15 protein-coding genes and 2 pseudogenes are annotated in these 16152 nt (G+C 69.2%); 14 read left to right on the forward strand and 3 right to left on the reverse strand.

Features of this window, described 5'->3' with window-relative positions; all coding sequences use genetic code 11:
- The first annotated feature begins 341 nt into the window (after positions 1–341).
- From OG462_RS03505 to OG462_RS03520, 4 genes and pseudogenes are all read left to right on the forward strand, one after another.
- On the forward strand, positions 342–884 hold the full coding sequence (locus OG462_RS03505; protein ID WP_406054320.1) for a Clp protease N-terminal domain-containing protein: 543 nt from the start codon (positions 342–344) through the stop codon (positions 882–884).
- Between the two features lie 174 nt (positions 885–1058).
- Positions 1059–1217: a hypothetical protein gene (locus tag OG462_RS03510; protein ID WP_406054322.1), complete on the forward strand. Its 159-nt coding sequence runs from the start codon at positions 1059–1061 to the stop codon at positions 1215–1217.
- A 100-nt stretch (positions 1218–1317) separates the two neighbouring features.
- Positions 1318–2186 (forward strand): annotated as a pseudogene (locus tag OG462_RS03515) (IS5 family transposase).
- A 374-nt stretch (positions 2187–2560) separates the two neighbouring features.
- Positions 2561–2722 (forward strand): hypothetical protein, encoded by a 162-nt coding sequence (locus tag OG462_RS03520; RefSeq protein ID WP_406054324.1) that lies wholly within the window; start codon positions 2561–2563, stop codon positions 2720–2722.
- A 111-nt stretch (positions 2723–2833) separates the two neighbouring features.
- Here the strand turns inward: OG462_RS03520 and OG462_RS03525 are convergent, their stop codons facing one another.
- On the reverse strand, positions 2834–4027 hold the full coding sequence (locus tag OG462_RS03525; protein WP_406054326.1) for an FG-GAP-like repeat-containing protein: 1194 nt from the start codon (positions 4025–4027) through the stop codon (positions 2834–2836).
- A gap of 244 nt (positions 4028–4271) precedes the next feature.
- Between OG462_RS03525 and OG462_RS03530 the strand changes: the two genes are divergently transcribed.
- The 6 genes and pseudogenes from OG462_RS03530 (at position 4272) to OG462_RS03555 (ending at position 10531) form a co-directional block, all read left to right on the forward strand.
- On the forward strand, positions 4272–4586 hold the full coding sequence (locus tag OG462_RS03530; RefSeq protein WP_406054328.1) for a hypothetical protein: 315 nt from the start codon (positions 4272–4274) through the stop codon (positions 4584–4586).
- Positions 4587–5206: 620 nt separating this feature from the next.
- Positions 5207–5464: a hypothetical protein gene (locus tag OG462_RS03535; RefSeq protein WP_406054330.1), complete on the forward strand. Its 258-nt coding sequence runs from the start codon at positions 5207–5209 to the stop codon at positions 5462–5464.
- 74 nt (positions 5465–5538) lie between these two features.
- A pseudogene (locus tag OG462_RS03540) lies at positions 5539–5816 on the forward strand (HNH endonuclease); the annotation flags it as partial.
- Between the two features lie 452 nt (positions 5817–6268).
- Positions 6269–6484, forward strand: coding sequence for a hypothetical protein (locus tag OG462_RS03545; protein ID WP_406054332.1), 216 nt, complete (start codon positions 6269–6271; stop codon positions 6482–6484).
- Positions 6485–6582: 98 nt separating this feature from the next.
- Positions 6583–10149 (forward strand): trypsin-like peptidase domain-containing protein, encoded by a 3567-nt coding sequence (locus tag OG462_RS03550; protein WP_406054334.1) that lies wholly within the window; start codon positions 6583–6585, stop codon positions 10147–10149.
- Between the two features lie 49 nt (positions 10150–10198).
- Positions 10199–10531 (forward strand): CU044_2847 family protein, encoded by a 333-nt coding sequence (locus OG462_RS03555; protein WP_406054336.1) that lies wholly within the window; start codon positions 10199–10201, stop codon positions 10529–10531.
- 537 nt (positions 10532–11068) lie between these two features.
- On the opposite strand, the gene OG462_RS03560 is transcribed toward OG462_RS03555, so the two are convergent.
- Positions 11069–12046 carry an ArsR/SmtB family transcription factor gene (locus OG462_RS03560; protein ID WP_406054338.1) on the reverse strand — a complete coding sequence of 326 codons (978 nt, stop codon included), beginning with the start codon at positions 12044–12046 and terminating at the stop codon, positions 11069–11071.
- A gap of 89 nt (positions 12047–12135) precedes the next feature.
- On the opposite strand from OG462_RS03560, the gene OG462_RS03565 reads away from it, so the two are divergent.
- The 4 genes from OG462_RS03565 to OG462_RS03580 all read left to right on the forward strand — a co-directional run bounded on the left by OG462_RS03565 (position 12136) and on the right by OG462_RS03580 (position 15166).
- The gene (locus tag OG462_RS03565; protein ID WP_406054340.1) at positions 12136–13452 is read left to right on the forward strand and encodes an MFS transporter; all 1317 of its coding nucleotides are present in this window, start codon (positions 12136–12138) and stop codon (positions 13450–13452) included.
- A 175-nt stretch (positions 13453–13627) separates the two neighbouring features.
- Complete coding sequence (locus OG462_RS03570) at positions 13628–14212, forward strand: DinB family protein (protein ID WP_406054342.1); 585 nt, start codon at positions 13628–13630, stop codon at positions 14210–14212.
- 45 nt (positions 14213–14257) lie between these two features.
- Positions 14258–14566 carry a transposase gene (locus tag OG462_RS03575; protein WP_406054344.1) on the forward strand — a complete coding sequence of 103 codons (309 nt, stop codon included), beginning with the start codon at positions 14258–14260 and terminating at the stop codon, positions 14564–14566.
- 126 nt (positions 14567–14692) lie between these two features.
- Positions 14693–15166, forward strand: coding sequence for a nuclear transport factor 2 family protein (locus OG462_RS03580; protein ID WP_406054346.1), 474 nt, complete (start codon positions 14693–14695; stop codon positions 15164–15166).
- Between the two features lie 177 nt (positions 15167–15343).
- On the opposite strand, the gene OG462_RS03585 is transcribed toward OG462_RS03580, so the two are convergent.
- Positions 15344–15829: a hypothetical protein gene (locus tag OG462_RS03585; RefSeq protein WP_406054348.1), complete on the reverse strand. Its 486-nt coding sequence runs from the start codon at positions 15827–15829 to the stop codon at positions 15344–15346.
- Positions 15830–16152 lie beyond the last annotated feature (323 nt).

Here is a 16152-nt window from a genome sequence, read left to right on the forward strand (position 1 = left end):
GTCCCAATGCGCCAACGAAGGTGACAACGTCGAGCCCTTCGCCTCGGCGTATCGCCATCCGCTCGGCCTCATCGGGTAAGCCGGAGCGAGGTTCCTGGCCGAGTGCGTCGACTGACTGCAGTTTGTTGGGGAACGATCACTCGCCCCACGGGAAAAGATCTTCACAGGGGCGAGTAGCGCCTGGTCAGACACACTCGTGAACGCCCGGAAGTCGCCCGGAAGTCGACCGGAGATGCGACACCGCACACCGCCCCGGCGGACAGGAACAGCCCGACTGGATCGCCCTGCTGACGGCCGCCGCCCAACTCGCCGGCCAACTGCAGGCACTGGCAGACGACCTGGTGGAGGACTACGTCGAGCGCTGCCGGATGCACGGCAACTCGTGGACAGACATCGGCACCGCCCTGGGTGTGACCCGGCAGGCGGTCCAGCAACGCTTCCATGCACCTCACAAGCGCTACAGCCCCGAGATGACGACCGACGACCTCCGCCAGGCGATGGTCCACGTCAAGCGGGCAGCAGTGCACCACCGCAACAACGACATCGGCACCGAGCACCTGCTCTGGGGACTGACCGCAGAGGACAACAGCGCCACCCGACTCCTGCAGACCGTCGGCGTGTCACCGGAGGCGGTCCACCAATCCGTTGGAAACCGGCTGAACATGGGAGCTTCCCAGGCGGCCGAACGGATCGCCTGGACCCCTCACTCCCGTAAGGCCATCGACATCGCGGAGGCACGGTCAGAGCAGCACGGATCTGACCGCATCGACTGCGAGGATCTGCTGATCGGCCTTGCCCGGGTTGGCCGCGGAGTGGCCGCCACCGTCCTGACCGAGGTCGGCTTCGACCCGGCAACCCTCGACCTCGCGCCTGTCGATACCTGAGCCGAGCAGAGCCCGGGAGAAGTAAGTCGTACAGCCGCGGTGCGGGCCGGAACCCGGACGCCAGCCTCCCCAGAAGCGGAGCCAACGCGCGGGTTCTTGGCGGCCCGGCTCCAGGATTCTGCGAACTCACGCGCTTCGAACAGGGCGAAGGCGGACCGGGACCCGGCCGAGTGGATGCCGCCGCTGCCCGACGCCCACTGCCGCTACATCGGCGAGTGGACCACGACGAAGCTGCGCTGGGGCCTGGCCGCCGACCAGGCGGAGGCGGACGCGCTGACGGTGAACGCGGAGGCCTGCGAGACCACCGTCGTCCACTACACCCCCGCCCCGTAGCGGGGAACGCGGCCCGGGCTTGCCGAAGGCAGCGGAGGTCCCGGGCCGGGGCTAACTGATCGTTTCAGAATGGATTGAGCTGCAGGTCTTGTGCTTGGCGATGTTGGTCAGCAGGGTGTCCAGGGTGCGTGTTGATCTTGTCCATGCCGCTCTGTGGGAGCGGCTGGCCCCACTGCTGCCGCCTGCTCCCGAGCGACGCCGTCGCCACCCCGGGCGGCTGCGTGTTCCAGACCGGGTGGCACTCGCTGGCGTCATGTACGTGCTGCGGACTGGTGTCGCGTGGCGTGACGTCCCGGCGGAGACGGTGGGCTGCTCCGGTGCGAAGGCCTGGCGCCGACTGCGGGACTGGACCGAGGCCGGCGTCTGGCCGTCTGCACGCGGCCTTGCTGGTCGAGCTGCGCCGTGCCGGCTTGATGGACCTGGACGACTGCTCCGTGGACGGGTCACACGTCCGAGCTCTCAGGGGGGGATCACGTCGGCCCCTCACCCGTGGACCGCGCGCGGCCAGGCTCGAAGCACCACCTGATCGTCGACCGTCATGGAACCCCACTTGCCGTCACCCTCACCGGTGGCAACCGGCACGACGTCACCCAGCTCATGCCGCTACTGGACGCCATCCCATCGATCCGGGGACTACGAGGGCCTCCGCGCCGCAAGCCCCGGCGCCTGTACGCCGACCGGGGCTATGACTTCGACAAGTACCGCCGCCTGTTGTGGAAGCGTGGCATCAAACCCGTGATCGCGCGACGCGGCGTCGCCCACGGCTCCGGACTGGGCAAGGTGCGCTGGGTGGTCGCGCGCACCTTCGCCTGGCTGCACCAGTTCAAACGCCTCCGAACCCGCTACGAACGACGCGCCGATCTCCACCGGAGCCTGCTTGAACTGGCCTGCAGCCTGATATGTCTGCGCCGGCTCCAGAGGACGGTCAATCGCTGTGCCAGTAGCGGAGACGGGCCTCAGGCCCGTTGATACGCACCATGCAGTCCTTGAGGAGCTGCAACGGAGGCTGCCGGCCGTCAACCGGAGCCAGCGTGAGCCCCAAATCCTGCAACGGCTTGGCCAGGGCGACGAACCTGAACCCATCTGGGTCAGGGCCCCTGTAGGCCGCCCATGCCTCGAACAACGACCTCACGCTCTCCCAGCCCGGTCCCGGGGTGAAGCGCGCCAGGAAGAACGGCTGATCACAGCCGTACTCACTGAGCTCACCGACCAGGACATCTCCCCGCAAGAGCTGCCACCGCGTCATCTGGTGCCCCCGTCCCCCACCGTCCAGTCGAGTTCGCATCTTCGCAGCGCGTAACTCTCTGGCCAAGCACTTCATTCAAAACGATCAGTAAGTCGGCGTGCCGCCGGTCGGTCGCGCCCAGGAGCTCAGCCAGGATGTAGGGCGGCACCTCCCCGCGGGCTCGGCCCGCCTCACGGTCGACCAGCCCGAGCTGGAGGCCCTGGAGGTGTATGCGGAAGCGTGCGAGACCACCGTCGTCACCCACACCGCGGCACCGTGACGGCTGTGCCCGGGCAGTCCGCGGGTGCGGTCTGCCCGGGCACATGTCCGATCAGAGCCAGGCCGGTCCCAAGCAGGTCGCACGGGGCGGCCAAGCCGTTTCACGGGCGGATCAGAAGGCGGTGGCGCCTTTCAGAGCCCACCAAGATCCGTTGTAGTTGTCGACCTTGCGCAGGCCGCCGGTGGCGAGTCCTTGGTACTGGTAGAGCGAGAAGCCGTCGGACGCTTCCAGGTCGGGTCGTCCGTCGCCGGAGGTGTCGCCGACGCCGAGGATGTGGTCCATGGAGTTCCAGCCGCCGGTGCCGATGAGCTTGCGGGTGCCGAGAGTCCGGGTCGAGGTGCCGGGGTAGAGCCACAGCTTCCCTGTGGCCTTCTCCCGGGCAACGAGGTCGGCCCGGCCGTCGCCGGTCATGTCACCAGCGCCGACGAGGGCGTTCATGCCGTTCCAGCCGCCGGTGCCGATGAGCTTGCGCGCGCCGAGGCCCCCGCTGCTGGTGCCCGGGTACAGCCACAGCTTGCCGGAGGCCTTCTCCACGCCGAGAAGGTCGGAGCGGCCGTCGCCGGACAGGTCGCCGAACGCGGCGAGCAGGCCCATGGTGTTCCAGCCGCCGGTGCCGATGAGCTTGCGCGCGCCGAGGCCCCCGCTGCCGGTGCCCGGGTACAGCCACAGCTTGCCGGAGGCCTTCTCACGGACGATCACGTCCTCGCGGCCGTCGCGACTGAAGTCACCGTGCCGCACGAGGGCGTTCATGGCGTTCCAGCCGCCGGAGCCGATAAGACGCCCGGTGCCGTTGCCGGGCATGAACCACAGGCGCCCGGCCTCGTCGCGCAGTACGGCGTCTGCCCGCCGGTCGCCGTTCATGTCGCCGAACCCGCCCGCCTTCGGCGACGTCGCCGTCTCCCAGTAGGGATACGGCTCCGACTCGCACTCGCGCAGCGTGGGCACGATCTTGATAGAGCTGGTCTCAGCGCTACCGCCGGTGGTCGGATAGTCCTGAGAGGGGGTATCCCATGAGTACCCGCCCGCGAGTCCGTAGTTCTGCTGGTCATACATGCAGACGTTCAAGCCGGTGCGGTTGTATCGCATCCGGATCTTGTTGTCCCAGCTCCCCAGCGTGGACACGCTCGTCCTCGTCTTGAACATCGAGCCCGTACCGTCGCTGTTTGCCCAGGCACAGAAGTAGCCCGTGGGGCAGTCGCTGATCGCCGCCTGCGCGGGCGTCGCGCCCGCCGCGAGCAGACCCAGCGATGTGAGCCCCAGCGTCGTGGCCAACGCGGCCGCGCGCTGAGGCAGAGTGTTGCGCATAGATTCCCTCCCTACACGGCACGGAGAAGAGTCTCGACGTGCCGCGCCAGGAAGATATCGCGGCCTACGGACAGCTGATCAAGCGCCCCGGAAGTGGTCACCGGCTTTGTGACCGCGTCGTCCACCAGTCGGCGACTGGGCGCGGCCTGGGGGCTGGCTGACGCCCGCCGATGCGGCCGGCAAGCTCTGCCCCCTCCCCGAGTACGACTCGAACCGTGTCAGTGGCAGGGGGGATGCTTTCCGCATGACGACCCAGGATGAGTACCCGATCTCCGGTCAGGCCGAGGTTGGCCGACTGCCTGATCCGCGTTCCGTGATCGAGAGCATCGACTGGGCTGCGCTCGAGCATGCATACGGGTCGGCGCATGACACGCCGCTGCGCCTGGTTCAACTGTTGGACGAGGACCCGGAGGTTCAAGCGGGAGCGCTGGGGCTGCTGGACATGTCTGTCCTGCACCAGGAGTCCTTGTACAGCGCGACGGCGCCGGCCGCGCTGTACGTAGCCGCTGTGCTGAACGGCCCCCGCACTCTGGCCTACCACGAGAACTACTCGGCCTGAGATGGCCGGCCTCGGCCACTGCGTGCTGCCTTGCTGGAATGGCTGTGCCAGATCGCGGATTCGGCAGCCTACGGCGAGACCACCGAAAAGGAGGACGGCAACGATCCGGGCGCCACGGATGCGGTCCGCTCAGTCCGCGGCACGATCCACGATGCCGTCTGTGCCCGCCTCCTGGCCCCGGACCCCACCGTCCGAGAGGCAGCCCTCAGCGCCACCGCCGCGCTCCTTCAATCACCCGAACTCGCCGGTCGAATATCCGGAACCACCCAGATCCTCCGGCGGCTACTCGACGTGAGCGCCGGGCGCCGCGAACGCGCCAGCACCATTCTGACCATCGGCGCCTGGGGCGAGGACACCACCTGCTGGCTCGCCGACCCCGACCCCGCCATCCGTGCCTGCGCTGCTCTGTCACCGGGATGCGCCGGCAACACCAGGGCGACCCAGACCATCCTCCACGCGCTGCTCGACCCTGCAGCCATTGACTCCTGGTTCCCCGAACCCAGCGCCGTCGACCCTTGGGCCGGGGACCCGCTGCCACACGTCGAAGGCCGCCTGCGACGTGCCCTTCTCTCCGCGGCCATCGAACGCGCTGCCGACTTCGAGGAACTCCTGCCGCCGCCATGGCCTCCGTACCGCTCTGCAGCAACCTCACCATCGCCGAAGACTGGGGACCGCTGCTCGCCGCGGCATTCCCTTCCGGCTATGACCAGGGTGCCAAGCTCACTCTGGCCCAGCACCGTTACCTGGGCGTTCTCGCCGACCGTGACGTGTGCTGGCGATACACCCAGCACGTCACGTCGTGGTTCGACGACCTCGACCTTCCCGCAGACCGGAATGCCATCAGGGCACTCCTGGGCCGGCCTCAGCCACACCAGTAGGGATGCCGGCTCTGTCCCCTCAATCACCAGCGCCAGGTAGGAATACCGCACGGTTCGAATGACGCCCCCCACCAGCTGGCGCGAGCGCCTGGAACCCGGCGCGCCGGGAGGCCTACGCCGATGACCAGGACGCATCCGCTTCTCTCGTCGCGGTCACCGACCGGGTCAACCAAGCGAAGGCAGACCGCGACCCGGCCGAGTGGATGCCGCCGCCCCCCGACACGCACTGCCGTACGTCGGCGAGTGGGTCGCGACGAAACTCCGTTGGGGCCTCGCTGCAGACCAGGCCGAGGCCGACGCGCTGACCGTGTACGCCGAGACGTGCGAGACCACCGTCGTGTACTACACCCCGCCCCGTAGCGGTCACCAGTGGCTGATCCGCCGAACCCAGATGTCGATGACCCGGGCGAACGACAGCGCGCTGCGGCATTGACAGGTTCGGTGACGACTCGGTCGACTTCGGCGTACACGCTCTACGCGCCGGGTCCGACGGATCCGGCGTACACGCTCTACGCGCCGGGTCCGACGGATCCGGCGTACACGCTCTACGCGCCGGGTCCGACGGATCGCCGCCGGTGTGGCCCCACAGTCTCCGCGCAGGTCTTGTGCGACGGTACGCCGTCCTCGTCACGCAGATTCGTGGCGACCGAGCATTACCGGCACGGTCGCTACTCGGACGACCAGTGGACGCTCGACCACCAGTCCAGCAAATGTTCATCGGAGCGGTCGTCCGGTCCCGGTTGCCGAGGAATCGCAGGAGCTCCGGCCGTTGGGCCCTCAGGACGCGGCACGGGCTGCGGGAGTGTGGCCTGCACAGTCGGCCACACCCTGACCGGACGGGCGGGTGCGCTCGGCTGGATCGGGATCGGCGGCATCATGGCGACGGGTTCGACGGGGCGGCTGGTCGCGGCCTGGACGAGCGTGCCGGTCTGGATCCACGACCGCGGCCCCACGCTCGTACGCACCTCGACGTCCGCGGCAGATCCATCATTCTCGGCCGTACGGACGATCCGCTCCTGATATGCCTGTACGGCGTCCGAAGGGTTCCGCCGTACCACCCCGGGCGCGGGATGCCAGCCGGTACCGTTGAGGCAGAAGTCAGTACACGGGGGTCTGATATGCGTGTGCCTCTTGAGGCTGGGCTGGTCCGGATCTGGGACGGTGACGAGCCTGTCGGAGCCGGCTTTCTTGCCGGCCCCCGGCACTTGGTGTCGGCCGCGCACGTGGTCGCCGGAGTTCTCGGGCTATCCGCCACCGAGCCCCCACCCGAGGGGGCCTCGGTCAGTCTTGATTTCCCGCTGCTGGCTCCCGGCAGACGGCAGCTCGCCGACATCGTCGCCTGGCGGCCTCCCGTGCCGGGGCAAGGGATGGACGTCGTCGGGCTGCTGTTGCGGGAGCCACCGCCTACGGACGCCCGTCCGCTCGTCCTGAGCCGGCGGCACGGGGAGTTGGACGGTTCGCTGGTCATGGTGGGCTTTCCCCGAGGTCTGGAGCTCGGCACCTGGGTGCACGGGCGCCAGGGCGGTCCCGTCGCCACGGGCTGGGTGGAGATCGAGAGCGACCCGGCGCGGCAGGCCATGCTTGCTCCCGGTTTCTCCGGAGCGCCGGTGTGGAGCACCGACGCGGACGCCGCCGTGGGCATGGTCGGCTACCGGGTTACCGGCGCCGGCACGAAGATCGGTTACATGCTCCCGGTGGACATGCTGCTGGAGGCGTGGCCCGAGCTGGCCGAGGTGATCGAGCGGCGCGTCCCGTACCGGGCGCTGCGCCCCTTCACCGAGCAGGACGCTGATCTTTACTACGGGCGCGAGGAGCTGGCCGGCCAGGTCGCCGACCGCATCCGCTCTGGAGCACCGCTGATCAGCGTCATCGGAGGATCGGGCATCGGGAAGTCCTCGCTGTGGCACGCAGGCGTGGTGCCCCGGCTGCGTGCCACCGACTCCTCAGGCACCGTCCGGCTCACCCTGGCGTTACGCCCGTCCGACGCCGCCACCCCGCTGACCGCGCTGGCCTTCGCCCTCGACCGGCTGATGCGCCCCGACATCACGGCGTCGGCCCGGCTGGAGTCGGTCGCCGCGACCGAGGTCTGGCTGGCCGGCGGACAGCTGCCCGACATCGTGGCCGCTGTGCTGGAGCAGCACCATGCGGACCAACTGGTCATGTGCGTGGATCAGTTCGAGGAGGTCTTTGCGGCGTCGGACAGCGATCGCTCCGCGTTCGTCCGCGCTCTGCTGCCCTGCCTGTCCGCCGGGTCCCGACTGTGTGTGCTGGTGAACCTGCGCGACACCTTCCTGGGGGTGGCGCTGACCGATCGCGCCGCCGCCGATCTCGCCCGGACGTGGCTGCCGGTCACCGTGGGCGAGATGACCGAGGCCGAACTGCGCCGGGTCATGACCGGGCCGCTGGAACGTGTCGGCACGGTCGCTTTCGCCGACGGGCTGGTCGAACGCATCCTGGACGACCTGACACACACACCGAACCCCCTGCCCCTGCTCGAATTCACTCTCGCCGAACTGTGGCAGCGCCGGCGGGCGGGCCTGCTGACCCACGCGGCGTACGAGGAACTGGGCGGCATCTCAGAGGCCCTCGCCCGCTACGCGGACCGGATCTGGGCCGGCATCGACCCGGCGACCCGGGAGGTCGCCGACCGGCTCCTCATCCAGCTGGTCCGGCCCCTGCCCGACGGCGACCTCGCCGTACGCCGCACCGCGTTGCGCGACGAGTGCGACGAGAGCCAGTGGACTGTCGGGCAGCGCCTCGCCACCTCACGGCTGCTGGTGATGCACCGGATCGGCGGCGACCCGAGCGGCGCCGCCGGTATCGAGCTGGCGCACGACTCGCTCCTGCTGCACTGGCGGCATCTGCGCGAGCTCTGCGACGAGCACCGGGCGTTCCGCCTCTGGCAGGACAACCTCCGGCAGCGCATGGCCACCTGGTCCGAGCGGGGCCGCCCGGGCAGGCGGCTCCTGTCCGGTGCTGAGCTGAGGGACGCCCTCAGGTGGGGGCGCACCCATGCTGCCCATCTCTCGGCCCAGGAGCGTGAGTACATCCTGGGCGGTCGTGTGCGCCGCTGGCGGGTGAACGGCGCGGTCTCCGTCGCCCTGGCCCTCGCACTGGTGGCGGGGACGCTGACCTACCAGCACCGCAGCGAACAGGTGGCACAGTCCCTCGCGGGGACCCTGCGCACCAAGGCAGAGGAGCTGGTCGCCTACGACTCCTACGGCGCGATGCAGCTGGGTCTGCGCTCCTACCGTACGCACCCGGGCAGCGGTCTGCCGGACGTCTTCGACGGGCTGGGCCCCGTCGACCGGATAGTGCCGAATCTGGATGCGGTGACCACGGCACCACGCGACGAATCCCCGGCTCCGACGCCGACCGCGCAGAAGCCCCCCACGTTGTCGTACGCCGACCAGAGCGTACTCCAGAACCTGACCCATCTGGTGGCGGCCGGCGGCCGGACCCTGGTCACGCGCGCCCCGAACAGCCAGATCGTCCCGTGGCGGGACACCGGGCGCGGGCTGGCGGCTGAACCCCTTGACGGGGTGCTCATGGAGAACGACATGGCCGGCGATGCGGCGATCAGCCGCGACGGACGGTACGTCGCATTCCCGGACCAGCCCTTTCCGGACCTGGAGGGAAAGCGGGGTGTCCCCGGCTCCTGCCCCGTGCCGGACATCATGAGCACCACTACCAAGTTGTGCCTGGTCGTCTACGACACGGTCGCCCATCGGGTCGTCCTCGGTGAGGAGTTCCCCCCGCTGCCCCGGGTCGGCCGGGTCTCCATGAGCATCGATCCGAACAACCGGGTACTCGGGCTGGTGCTGCCGGACAGCGTGACGCCCACGACCGCCGCGGGCCAGCGCAACACCCTGTACCTCCTGGACCTGAAGACCGGCAGGCTCCTCCGCAAGGCCGTACTGCCGTGGCGGAGCGCGGTGTTCGACTTCTGGCTGGGTCCGAACGGCGAGTCCGCGATCCTGGGCGAGACCGAGGCAGACGAGTCCTCGATCCGTACCGACATCACCTTGACCCGGGTGAGGGTGGAAGCCGACCGGATCACCCGCACCGCGCTGGCCGATCCGACCCGGACCCAGAGCTTCATCACCAGCCTGGACGGCCGGACCGTCGCCGCGGTGCTCAAGGGCGCGCCCGGCGCGCCCGCCGAGCTGAGGGCATGGAACATCGCCACCGGCGCGCAGACGGGGTACGTCCCGCGTCTCGATCCCGAGGAGGCGGACGGGACGCTCGCCCTGAATTCCACGGGGACCGCCGCCTGGTTCTCCATCCTCCCCGATTTCGACGCCATCAACGACAACGCCGACATCACCGACTTCATCTCCGCCAGCCGGAGCCGCGTGTCCATCAGGTCGCTGGCCACGGGAAAGCCCGTCGGCGGCTCCTCCTATCCGGGGGCATGGTCGACGCTGATGCCGCTGGGTGACTCCCAGGACGGCCCGGTCATGCTCGTCGCCGGCACGGCGCTGGGCGTCGTGTCGGCGGCCTCCGGCGGGCGGAGCCCCCTCCAGCGGGTTGCGGACGCGGCCGAGGCCGGCCCACGCGAGGCCATCAGGAAGCCACCCGGCGTCGACCGCGTATGCGCGCTCCTTGGCCCCCAGGTCAACGATTCGCGCAACATCAAGAAGTTGGTCCCCTCCGGGGCGTACGACGGGTCCCTGTGCCCCTGAGCCGGGCGTACCTACGAAACACGCACATCACTCATGGATGAGGTATCACATGGCTGAGCTCGCTCGCTGGTCGCTGGACAACGGCGGAGAGGTGTTGGTGGAGATCGCGGAGGGCGGCCCTGAGATCAGCCCGGTGTCCCGCTCGCGGGATGTGGTCCGGTCCGCGGCGACCTCGCTTGCGTCCGCACTGAGCAGTGTGCGGGACGCCTCGTCCACGATCCTCGCCCAGTTCCGCGATGCGCCCGTATGCCCGGACAAGATCGAGGTGGAGTTCGGGGTGCGCCTGAGCACCGAAGCCGGTGCCGTCATCGCCAAATCCAGCCTCGACGGCCACTTGACGGTCAAGCTCAGCTGGGAGGGCGGACGAGCCGCCCAGGAATGAGCCTTCAGGTATTGGTAGGTCGCGCACCGCACTTCCCAGCCTCCGCCGAGGCCTTGCCGAGAGACCCGCCGACAACCACACCGAGCACTGCGCGCAGCAGACCGCGAACCGATCCTCCACACCACTCCCTTCCGGCTGCGCACCAGGCCCATGCGAGGCGTCGGCGGGTGGTGCGGCCGCCGGGCGACGCCGAGACGGCGGCGGGGACGTGGCTCGGCCGGTCTGGCGGGCGGGGCGGGTGCGAATCCTGAGCCTAACCGTAGGGGGCCTACGGCGAAATCCGGCCCCCGAGTGCTGTCGGCACGGCCGGCCCGCAACGCCGGGCCTGCAGGCCAGGACCTGCCGTCGATCGCGGAAGCGGCCTTGAACGGACAATCGCCCGCAGGTCCCTGCGCGGAGGCGGCGAAGGAGTCCAGCATCGGTGCGTGAAGACAGAGTTGCTGGGAAATCCGCGCCGATATCCACCAGGCCTTCCTCACCCTCGGCTGCGCAACCGTCTGCCGGCGGCGCCTCGAAAAGCAGTGCTGATCTAAGCCCTCAGCCCGAACCGCCGACCAGCGCCTCGCCGAGCGGGGTGCGCCGGTAGAGCACCGACCGTCCGGACCGGGCGCGGACGAGCAGCCCCGCGCCTCGCAGGATGGCGAGGTGGTCTCCTACCGCGCCGGGTGCCATGGCGAGGCTTCGGGCGAGGTGGCTGGTACTGGCCGGGGCGTCCAGCGCCAGCAGCAGCCGGGCTCGGGACCGGCCGACCAGAGCGGTCAGCGCGTCCGGTTGGGGGACGGTCTCCTGTTCGCCCCACAGGGCGGCGGTACCGCGGGCACGGTAGACCAAGGTCCTGGGCCAGGGGTCTTCCAGGTGGGCGGCGATCTGCCCGACGAAGACCGAAGGGATCAGCAGTAGCCCGTCGCCGGCGAGGCGGACTGTTCCGCCTCGGAAGAAGCCGATCTCGATACCGCCGGCGCGCCAGGCGATGCCCGGGTGCAGGCTCTCGATGGTCGTGGCCCAGCCGTGTTCGCCGATCACCCCCACCCGGTGCACGACATCGCGCTCACAGATCGCGCGCAGTTGCGGCCAGTCCGCGGCGAGCAGCTCGTGCCACGCCTGGTCCATCGCCTCGGCGATCCTGGAGACGACGTCCGTCGAGTCCAGCACTGCGCGTACGCGGGGATCACGGGCGGACGGGCCGGTCGCGGTGGTGGCGAATTCGTGGCGGGCCGCTTCCAGCGGCGTGGCCCGGATCATGGCCAGGTCGTCTGCCCAGGTCTGGTTGAAGCCGCGCGGGGGCGGGGCGACGAAGTTCGGTCCGCCTTGCGGGGTCTGCAGGGCGAGGACGGCGTTCAGATCGGTCTCGCGGCGAAGCCGTTCAAAGACCGGCAGGAGCCGGGCGGCCCAGGCTCGCGGCAGCGGCCGCTCTTGGCCGGCGAGCGAGCGCAGCAGGAGGACGAGGTCCATGGCGGGCGACAGTGCGAAACGGCTGCGCAGCAGGTCCTCGACGGAGACTTCGAAGCGCAGCACCCGGCCATGCTACCCCGGGACGTCTGTTCCGATTCGTCCAGCGACGAATCATTGGTGAGTGGCGTGGGCGCACGGCGAGGCTGGGCGTCATGACCCCACCCGCCGAACCCGCGCAGGTCAACCACCGTGCCACCTACCGGGAGGTGCTGGCCGAGCCGCGATTCCGGCTGCTCTTCTCAACCCGCACCGTCGCGATCACCGCGGACGCGATGCGGATCACCACGTTCTCGGTTCTGGTCTTCGCGGCCACCGGCTCCGCGCTGTTGAGCGCACTGGCCTTCGGCATCGGCTTCATCCCGCAGCTGTTCGGCTCGCTGCTGCTGGGCTCGCTGGCCGACCGACTGCCGCCCCGCGCGCTCATCGCCGGCGGCTACGCCTTGACGTGCGCCGCCGCCCTGCTGATCGCCCTGGTGCGGATGCCGGTCGCGGCAAGCCTCGGTGTCGTAGCGCTGGTCGCCCTCGCCACACCGGTGTTCAGCGGCGCGTCGAGTCGGCTGGTCGCGCAGTGCCTGGAGGGCGACGCCTATGTACTGGGCCGTTCACTGAACAACATCGCTGCCTCCGGCGCGCAATTGTTCGGTCTGGCGCTGGGAGGTGCGGTCGTCGCGGTACTCGGCCCGCACCGGGCGCTCGCGGTAAGCGCCGCCCTTTACCTCGGCTGCGCGCTCGCTATCCGCATCCGGCTACCCCGGCTGCAGCTGGAAGAGTCCGGCGGCACACCCGGCGGCGCTCGGGGCGATGGCGGGGCCGTCCGGGCAAGCCTGCACGGTGCCGGCCTGCTGTTGCGCGGACGCACGGTGCGACGACTGATGCTGGCCCAGTGGCTCCCGCCAGCGTTCGTAGCGGGCGCGGAAGGCCTGGTCGTCGCCTACGCCGGAGGACGCCACTTCGCGCCCGGCTGGTACGTGGTGCTGATGGGCTGTCTGCCGGTCGGCATGCTTGTCGGCGACCTGCTGGTGGGCCGACTCCTCCGGCCACTCACCCGGGAGCGACTGGTAGTCCCGCTGATTGCGCTGATGGGACTGCCGCTGGTCGGCTTCGCTGCCGAGCCCGGAGTGGGCGTCTCGTCCTGTCTGCTGCTGCTCTGCGGCTTCGGATTCGCCTACGGTCTCGGCCTGCAACGGCCGTTCCTGGACGCCCTGCCGCAGGATGGCCAGGGCCAGGCCTTCGGTCTGCTCGGATCCGGCGGCATGACGCTGCAGGGCGTCGGGCCGGCCTGCTTCGGCTCGGTGGCCGCAGGCATCGGGACAGGCGGCGCAATCGCCCTGGCAGGCGGCGCGGCGGCGCTTACCGCCGGCTGGATTCTCACCTGGCACCAGCCCACCTCCCCGGTCCCCGTCCCGAACTACTCAACGGCATCAGAGAACCGCACCGAACAGCATGCGTGTGGCTCTCCTGCGCAGTAACCGTCGCAGGTCGGTCGGCCGTGAGCCGTCACGCACCCCACTCCCACGTCTCTCTGACAGACAGTCATTCCCGGTAGCTGATTGTATGAGGGGTCCTAAGCCTCGGCTCTGCCGGCCGTTGCGAACCACGTACGGGATCTTGAGACCACGAACAGCCATGGAAGGTTCATGCCGCATGATCGATGAATTCGCGAAGGACAACCTGCACGGGAGACTGCGGCGGGACCGGGAGGCGCTTCTCTGGAAACTCGACGGCTTGTCCGAATACGACGCCCGCAGACCTTTGACGGCGACCGGGACCAACCTCCTCGGCCTGGTCAAGCACGTGGCCACCGTCGAGGCCAGGTACTTCGGCGAGGTCTTCGACCGCCCTTCCCCGGAACCGCTGCCCCGGTGGCAGGACTCCGACGGCAGCGATCAGTGGGCGACCGAGGACGAGACCCGCGATCAGATCATCGGGTTCTACCGGCGCACGTGGGAACACTCGGACGCGACGATCAACGAGCTTCCCCTCGACGCCCCCGGCCACGTGCCGTGGTGGCCGGAGCCTTATTCCAGCACGAACCTGTTCGCCGTCATGGTCCACGTCCTCGGCGAGTCCATCCGGCATGCCGGGCACGCCGATATCCTGCGCGAGGGCCTCGACGGCCGGACCGGGTTGCGCGCCGAACACGAGAAGCAGATCGACGAGGAAGCCCGTGCAGCCTACTGCGCGAAGATCGAGCAGGCCGCCAGGTCGGCCGCACCAATCAAGGCTTAGAGGTTGTCTCACGTGACTTGATATTCGTGCGGCATGATGCCGGTCGTGGGTGCTGTACACGACAGCCTCGCCCTCAAACCGCTCATCCGCGGCATACCCGCCGTCCGGTCCCGCCGGGGACCGCGGCGGCGCCGACCCGTCAAACTCCGCGCGGACAAGGCGTACTTCTCCGCCGAACGCTTGGCCTGGCTGCGCGAGCGCAGGCTCGTCGCGCGCATCGCGCGGCCCGGCATCGAGTCCGGCGAACGCCTCGGTCGGCACCGCTGGAAGATCGAGCGGTCGATCGCCTGGCTCTTCGGCTACCACCGCCCCACCGTCCGATACGAACGAAAGGGCTCGCACGTCTGGCTCTGACCGGAGTTTCGTGATGGCGTCGTTGCACGAGGAGCGGAAGACATGGACGAGGGGGCGCGGGCGTAGGTGCTGAGTACCGTTCGGGGAAGCCTTCGCTTCCATGCGCGGGTCTGATAAGAGTTGATCATGGATGCTGAAACTCTTGGCCCGATGGAACGCTTGATTGCCGAGCGGGCATGTGAGCGACTGATCATCGAGTTCGTCCACCAGCTCGACCTCGGGGACCCGAGTTCGGTGGCCGACCTGTTCACGCCAGACGGGATCTGGGAATGGCCCGCCGGGGATCGCCGCATAGCGGGCCGCGAGGCTCTTCGTGACTACTTCGACGGCCGGCCCGCGGACCGGCTGTCGCGTCGCATGTGCACCAACATCCTTGTCACCGTGACCTCTCCGGATACGGCCGCTGCCACCACCTACTTCGCCACGTACCGAGTCGACGGCTACTCCGAGGGCATGGTGCCGCCCCGGCCCCCGACTCAAGTGGGGCATTACGAAGACACGTTCCGCAAGGTGGACGGAATCTGGCTGCTCGCCAACCGGACCCTGTTTCTGTCCTTCGCCGGTCCCACGGAACACCTCACCCATCCCGGCCAATCGTGACGATGACCTGCCGAGCTCTGAGCGTGATGCTCTGACCGGAGTTCGTGAGGGGCACGTTCGGGGTGAGGATGCGGGTCCGCAGAAGATCGAAGGAGGCCCGGCCGTACATCACTCGCTTAGGTGTTTGACGCGGTTGACGTGGCCTTCGACGACGCCAGAGCCCCGGGTCAGGGTGAGTCAGGCGGTGACGGCGTCGAGGTCCTGGCGGAGGAAGCCGGCGAAGCCGCTGATCGGCTTCGGGGCGTCTTGCTCGACCTGACGGATCCACTGAGTGAGCAGGAACCCACGCCGGTGGCGGAGGAACTCGGCGAAGGCGCGGGCGAGATCGAAGGCCCGAGCCGGGCCCGTCCGACGATCTGCGTCCGGGGCAGTCCGTGGAGCGGGAGTTGCATGCGTAGTGGCGCCGTTGGGATGCGGCCGGTCGCTTTCGTCGGCGCGTTTGCGCAGGCAGGCGCGGTGCTGGTGGCAGGTGTTCTCCACCGCGGTGGAGAACACCTGGAGCAGGTGCCTGCCGCAGCGCGAGGCAAGCCTGGGCTGCGGTGCCGAAGATGACATGGTGGTGCCAGCCACGCCAATGCGGCATTCACAGCGGTCCACACTCAAGCCGTACTTGACTTCGCGATAGGCGCGTTCGATGCGCCAGCCCGTGTTCGACCGCCTCACCAGGTCGGCGACCGGTGTGGTGGCGGACAGGTTGGTCTTCCAGCTCAGCAGGCATGCGTGTCGGTCTTGGCTGCGCTGCCTGCCGGGTGGAGGGAACTCACGAGCGGCCGAAGCGGCGGAAGTACGGCATGGCAGCCAGTGCGGACGAGGAGGTACACGCTTCCCCCTCAAGGAGCATCGGTCCGGGGCCTGTTGGATCCGAAATCTCCTCGTACGGCAGGTCGAGACCCGAGCCGCCGTCCTCCGGTGCGTCCTGGACGGGGCAGCCAGGTCCGACATGACCGACCGTCGACCTCCCCGCTGTCGATGGTCAGCCGACGCCG

Source organism: Streptomyces sp. NBC_01077 (assembly GCF_045162855.1).
In the GTDB taxonomy this organism is placed as follows: domain Bacteria; phylum Actinomycetota; class Actinomycetes; order Streptomycetales; family Streptomycetaceae; genus Streptomyces.

What these genes read in the sequence shown, in the direction of transcription:
- OG462_RS03565 (WP_406054340.1), top strand. Translation starts at nt 12,136, where the DNA reads ATGACCCCACCCGCCGAACCCGCGCAGGTCAACCACCGTGCCACCTAC.
- OG462_RS03555 (WP_406054336.1), top strand. Translation starts at nt 10,199, where the DNA reads ATGGCTGAGCTCGCTCGCTGGTCGCTGGACAACGGCGGAGAGGTGTTG.
- OG462_RS03580 (WP_406054346.1), top strand. Translation starts at nt 14,693, where the DNA reads ATGGATGCTGAAACTCTTGGCCCGATGGAACGCTTGATTGCCGAGCGG.
- OG462_RS03570 (WP_406054342.1), top strand. Translation starts at nt 13,628, where the DNA reads ATGATCGATGAATTCGCGAAGGACAACCTGCACGGGAGACTGCGGCGG.
- OG462_RS03530 (WP_406054328.1), top strand. Translation starts at nt 4,272, where the DNA reads ATGACGACCCAGGATGAGTACCCGATCTCCGGTCAGGCCGAGGTTGGC.
- OG462_RS03525 (WP_406054326.1), bottom strand. Translation starts at nt 4,027, where the DNA reads ATGCGCAACACTCTGCCTCAGCGCGCGGCCGCGTTGGCCACGACGCTG.
- OG462_RS03550 (WP_406054334.1), top strand. Translation starts at nt 6,583, where the DNA reads ATGCGTGTGCCTCTTGAGGCTGGGCTGGTCCGGATCTGGGACGGTGAC.
- OG462_RS03535 (WP_406054330.1), top strand. Translation starts at nt 5,207, where the DNA reads ATGGCCTCCGTACCGCTCTGCAGCAACCTCACCATCGCCGAAGACTGG.
- OG462_RS03510 (WP_406054322.1), top strand. Translation starts at nt 1,059, where the DNA reads ATGCCGCCGCTGCCCGACGCCCACTGCCGCTACATCGGCGAGTGGACC.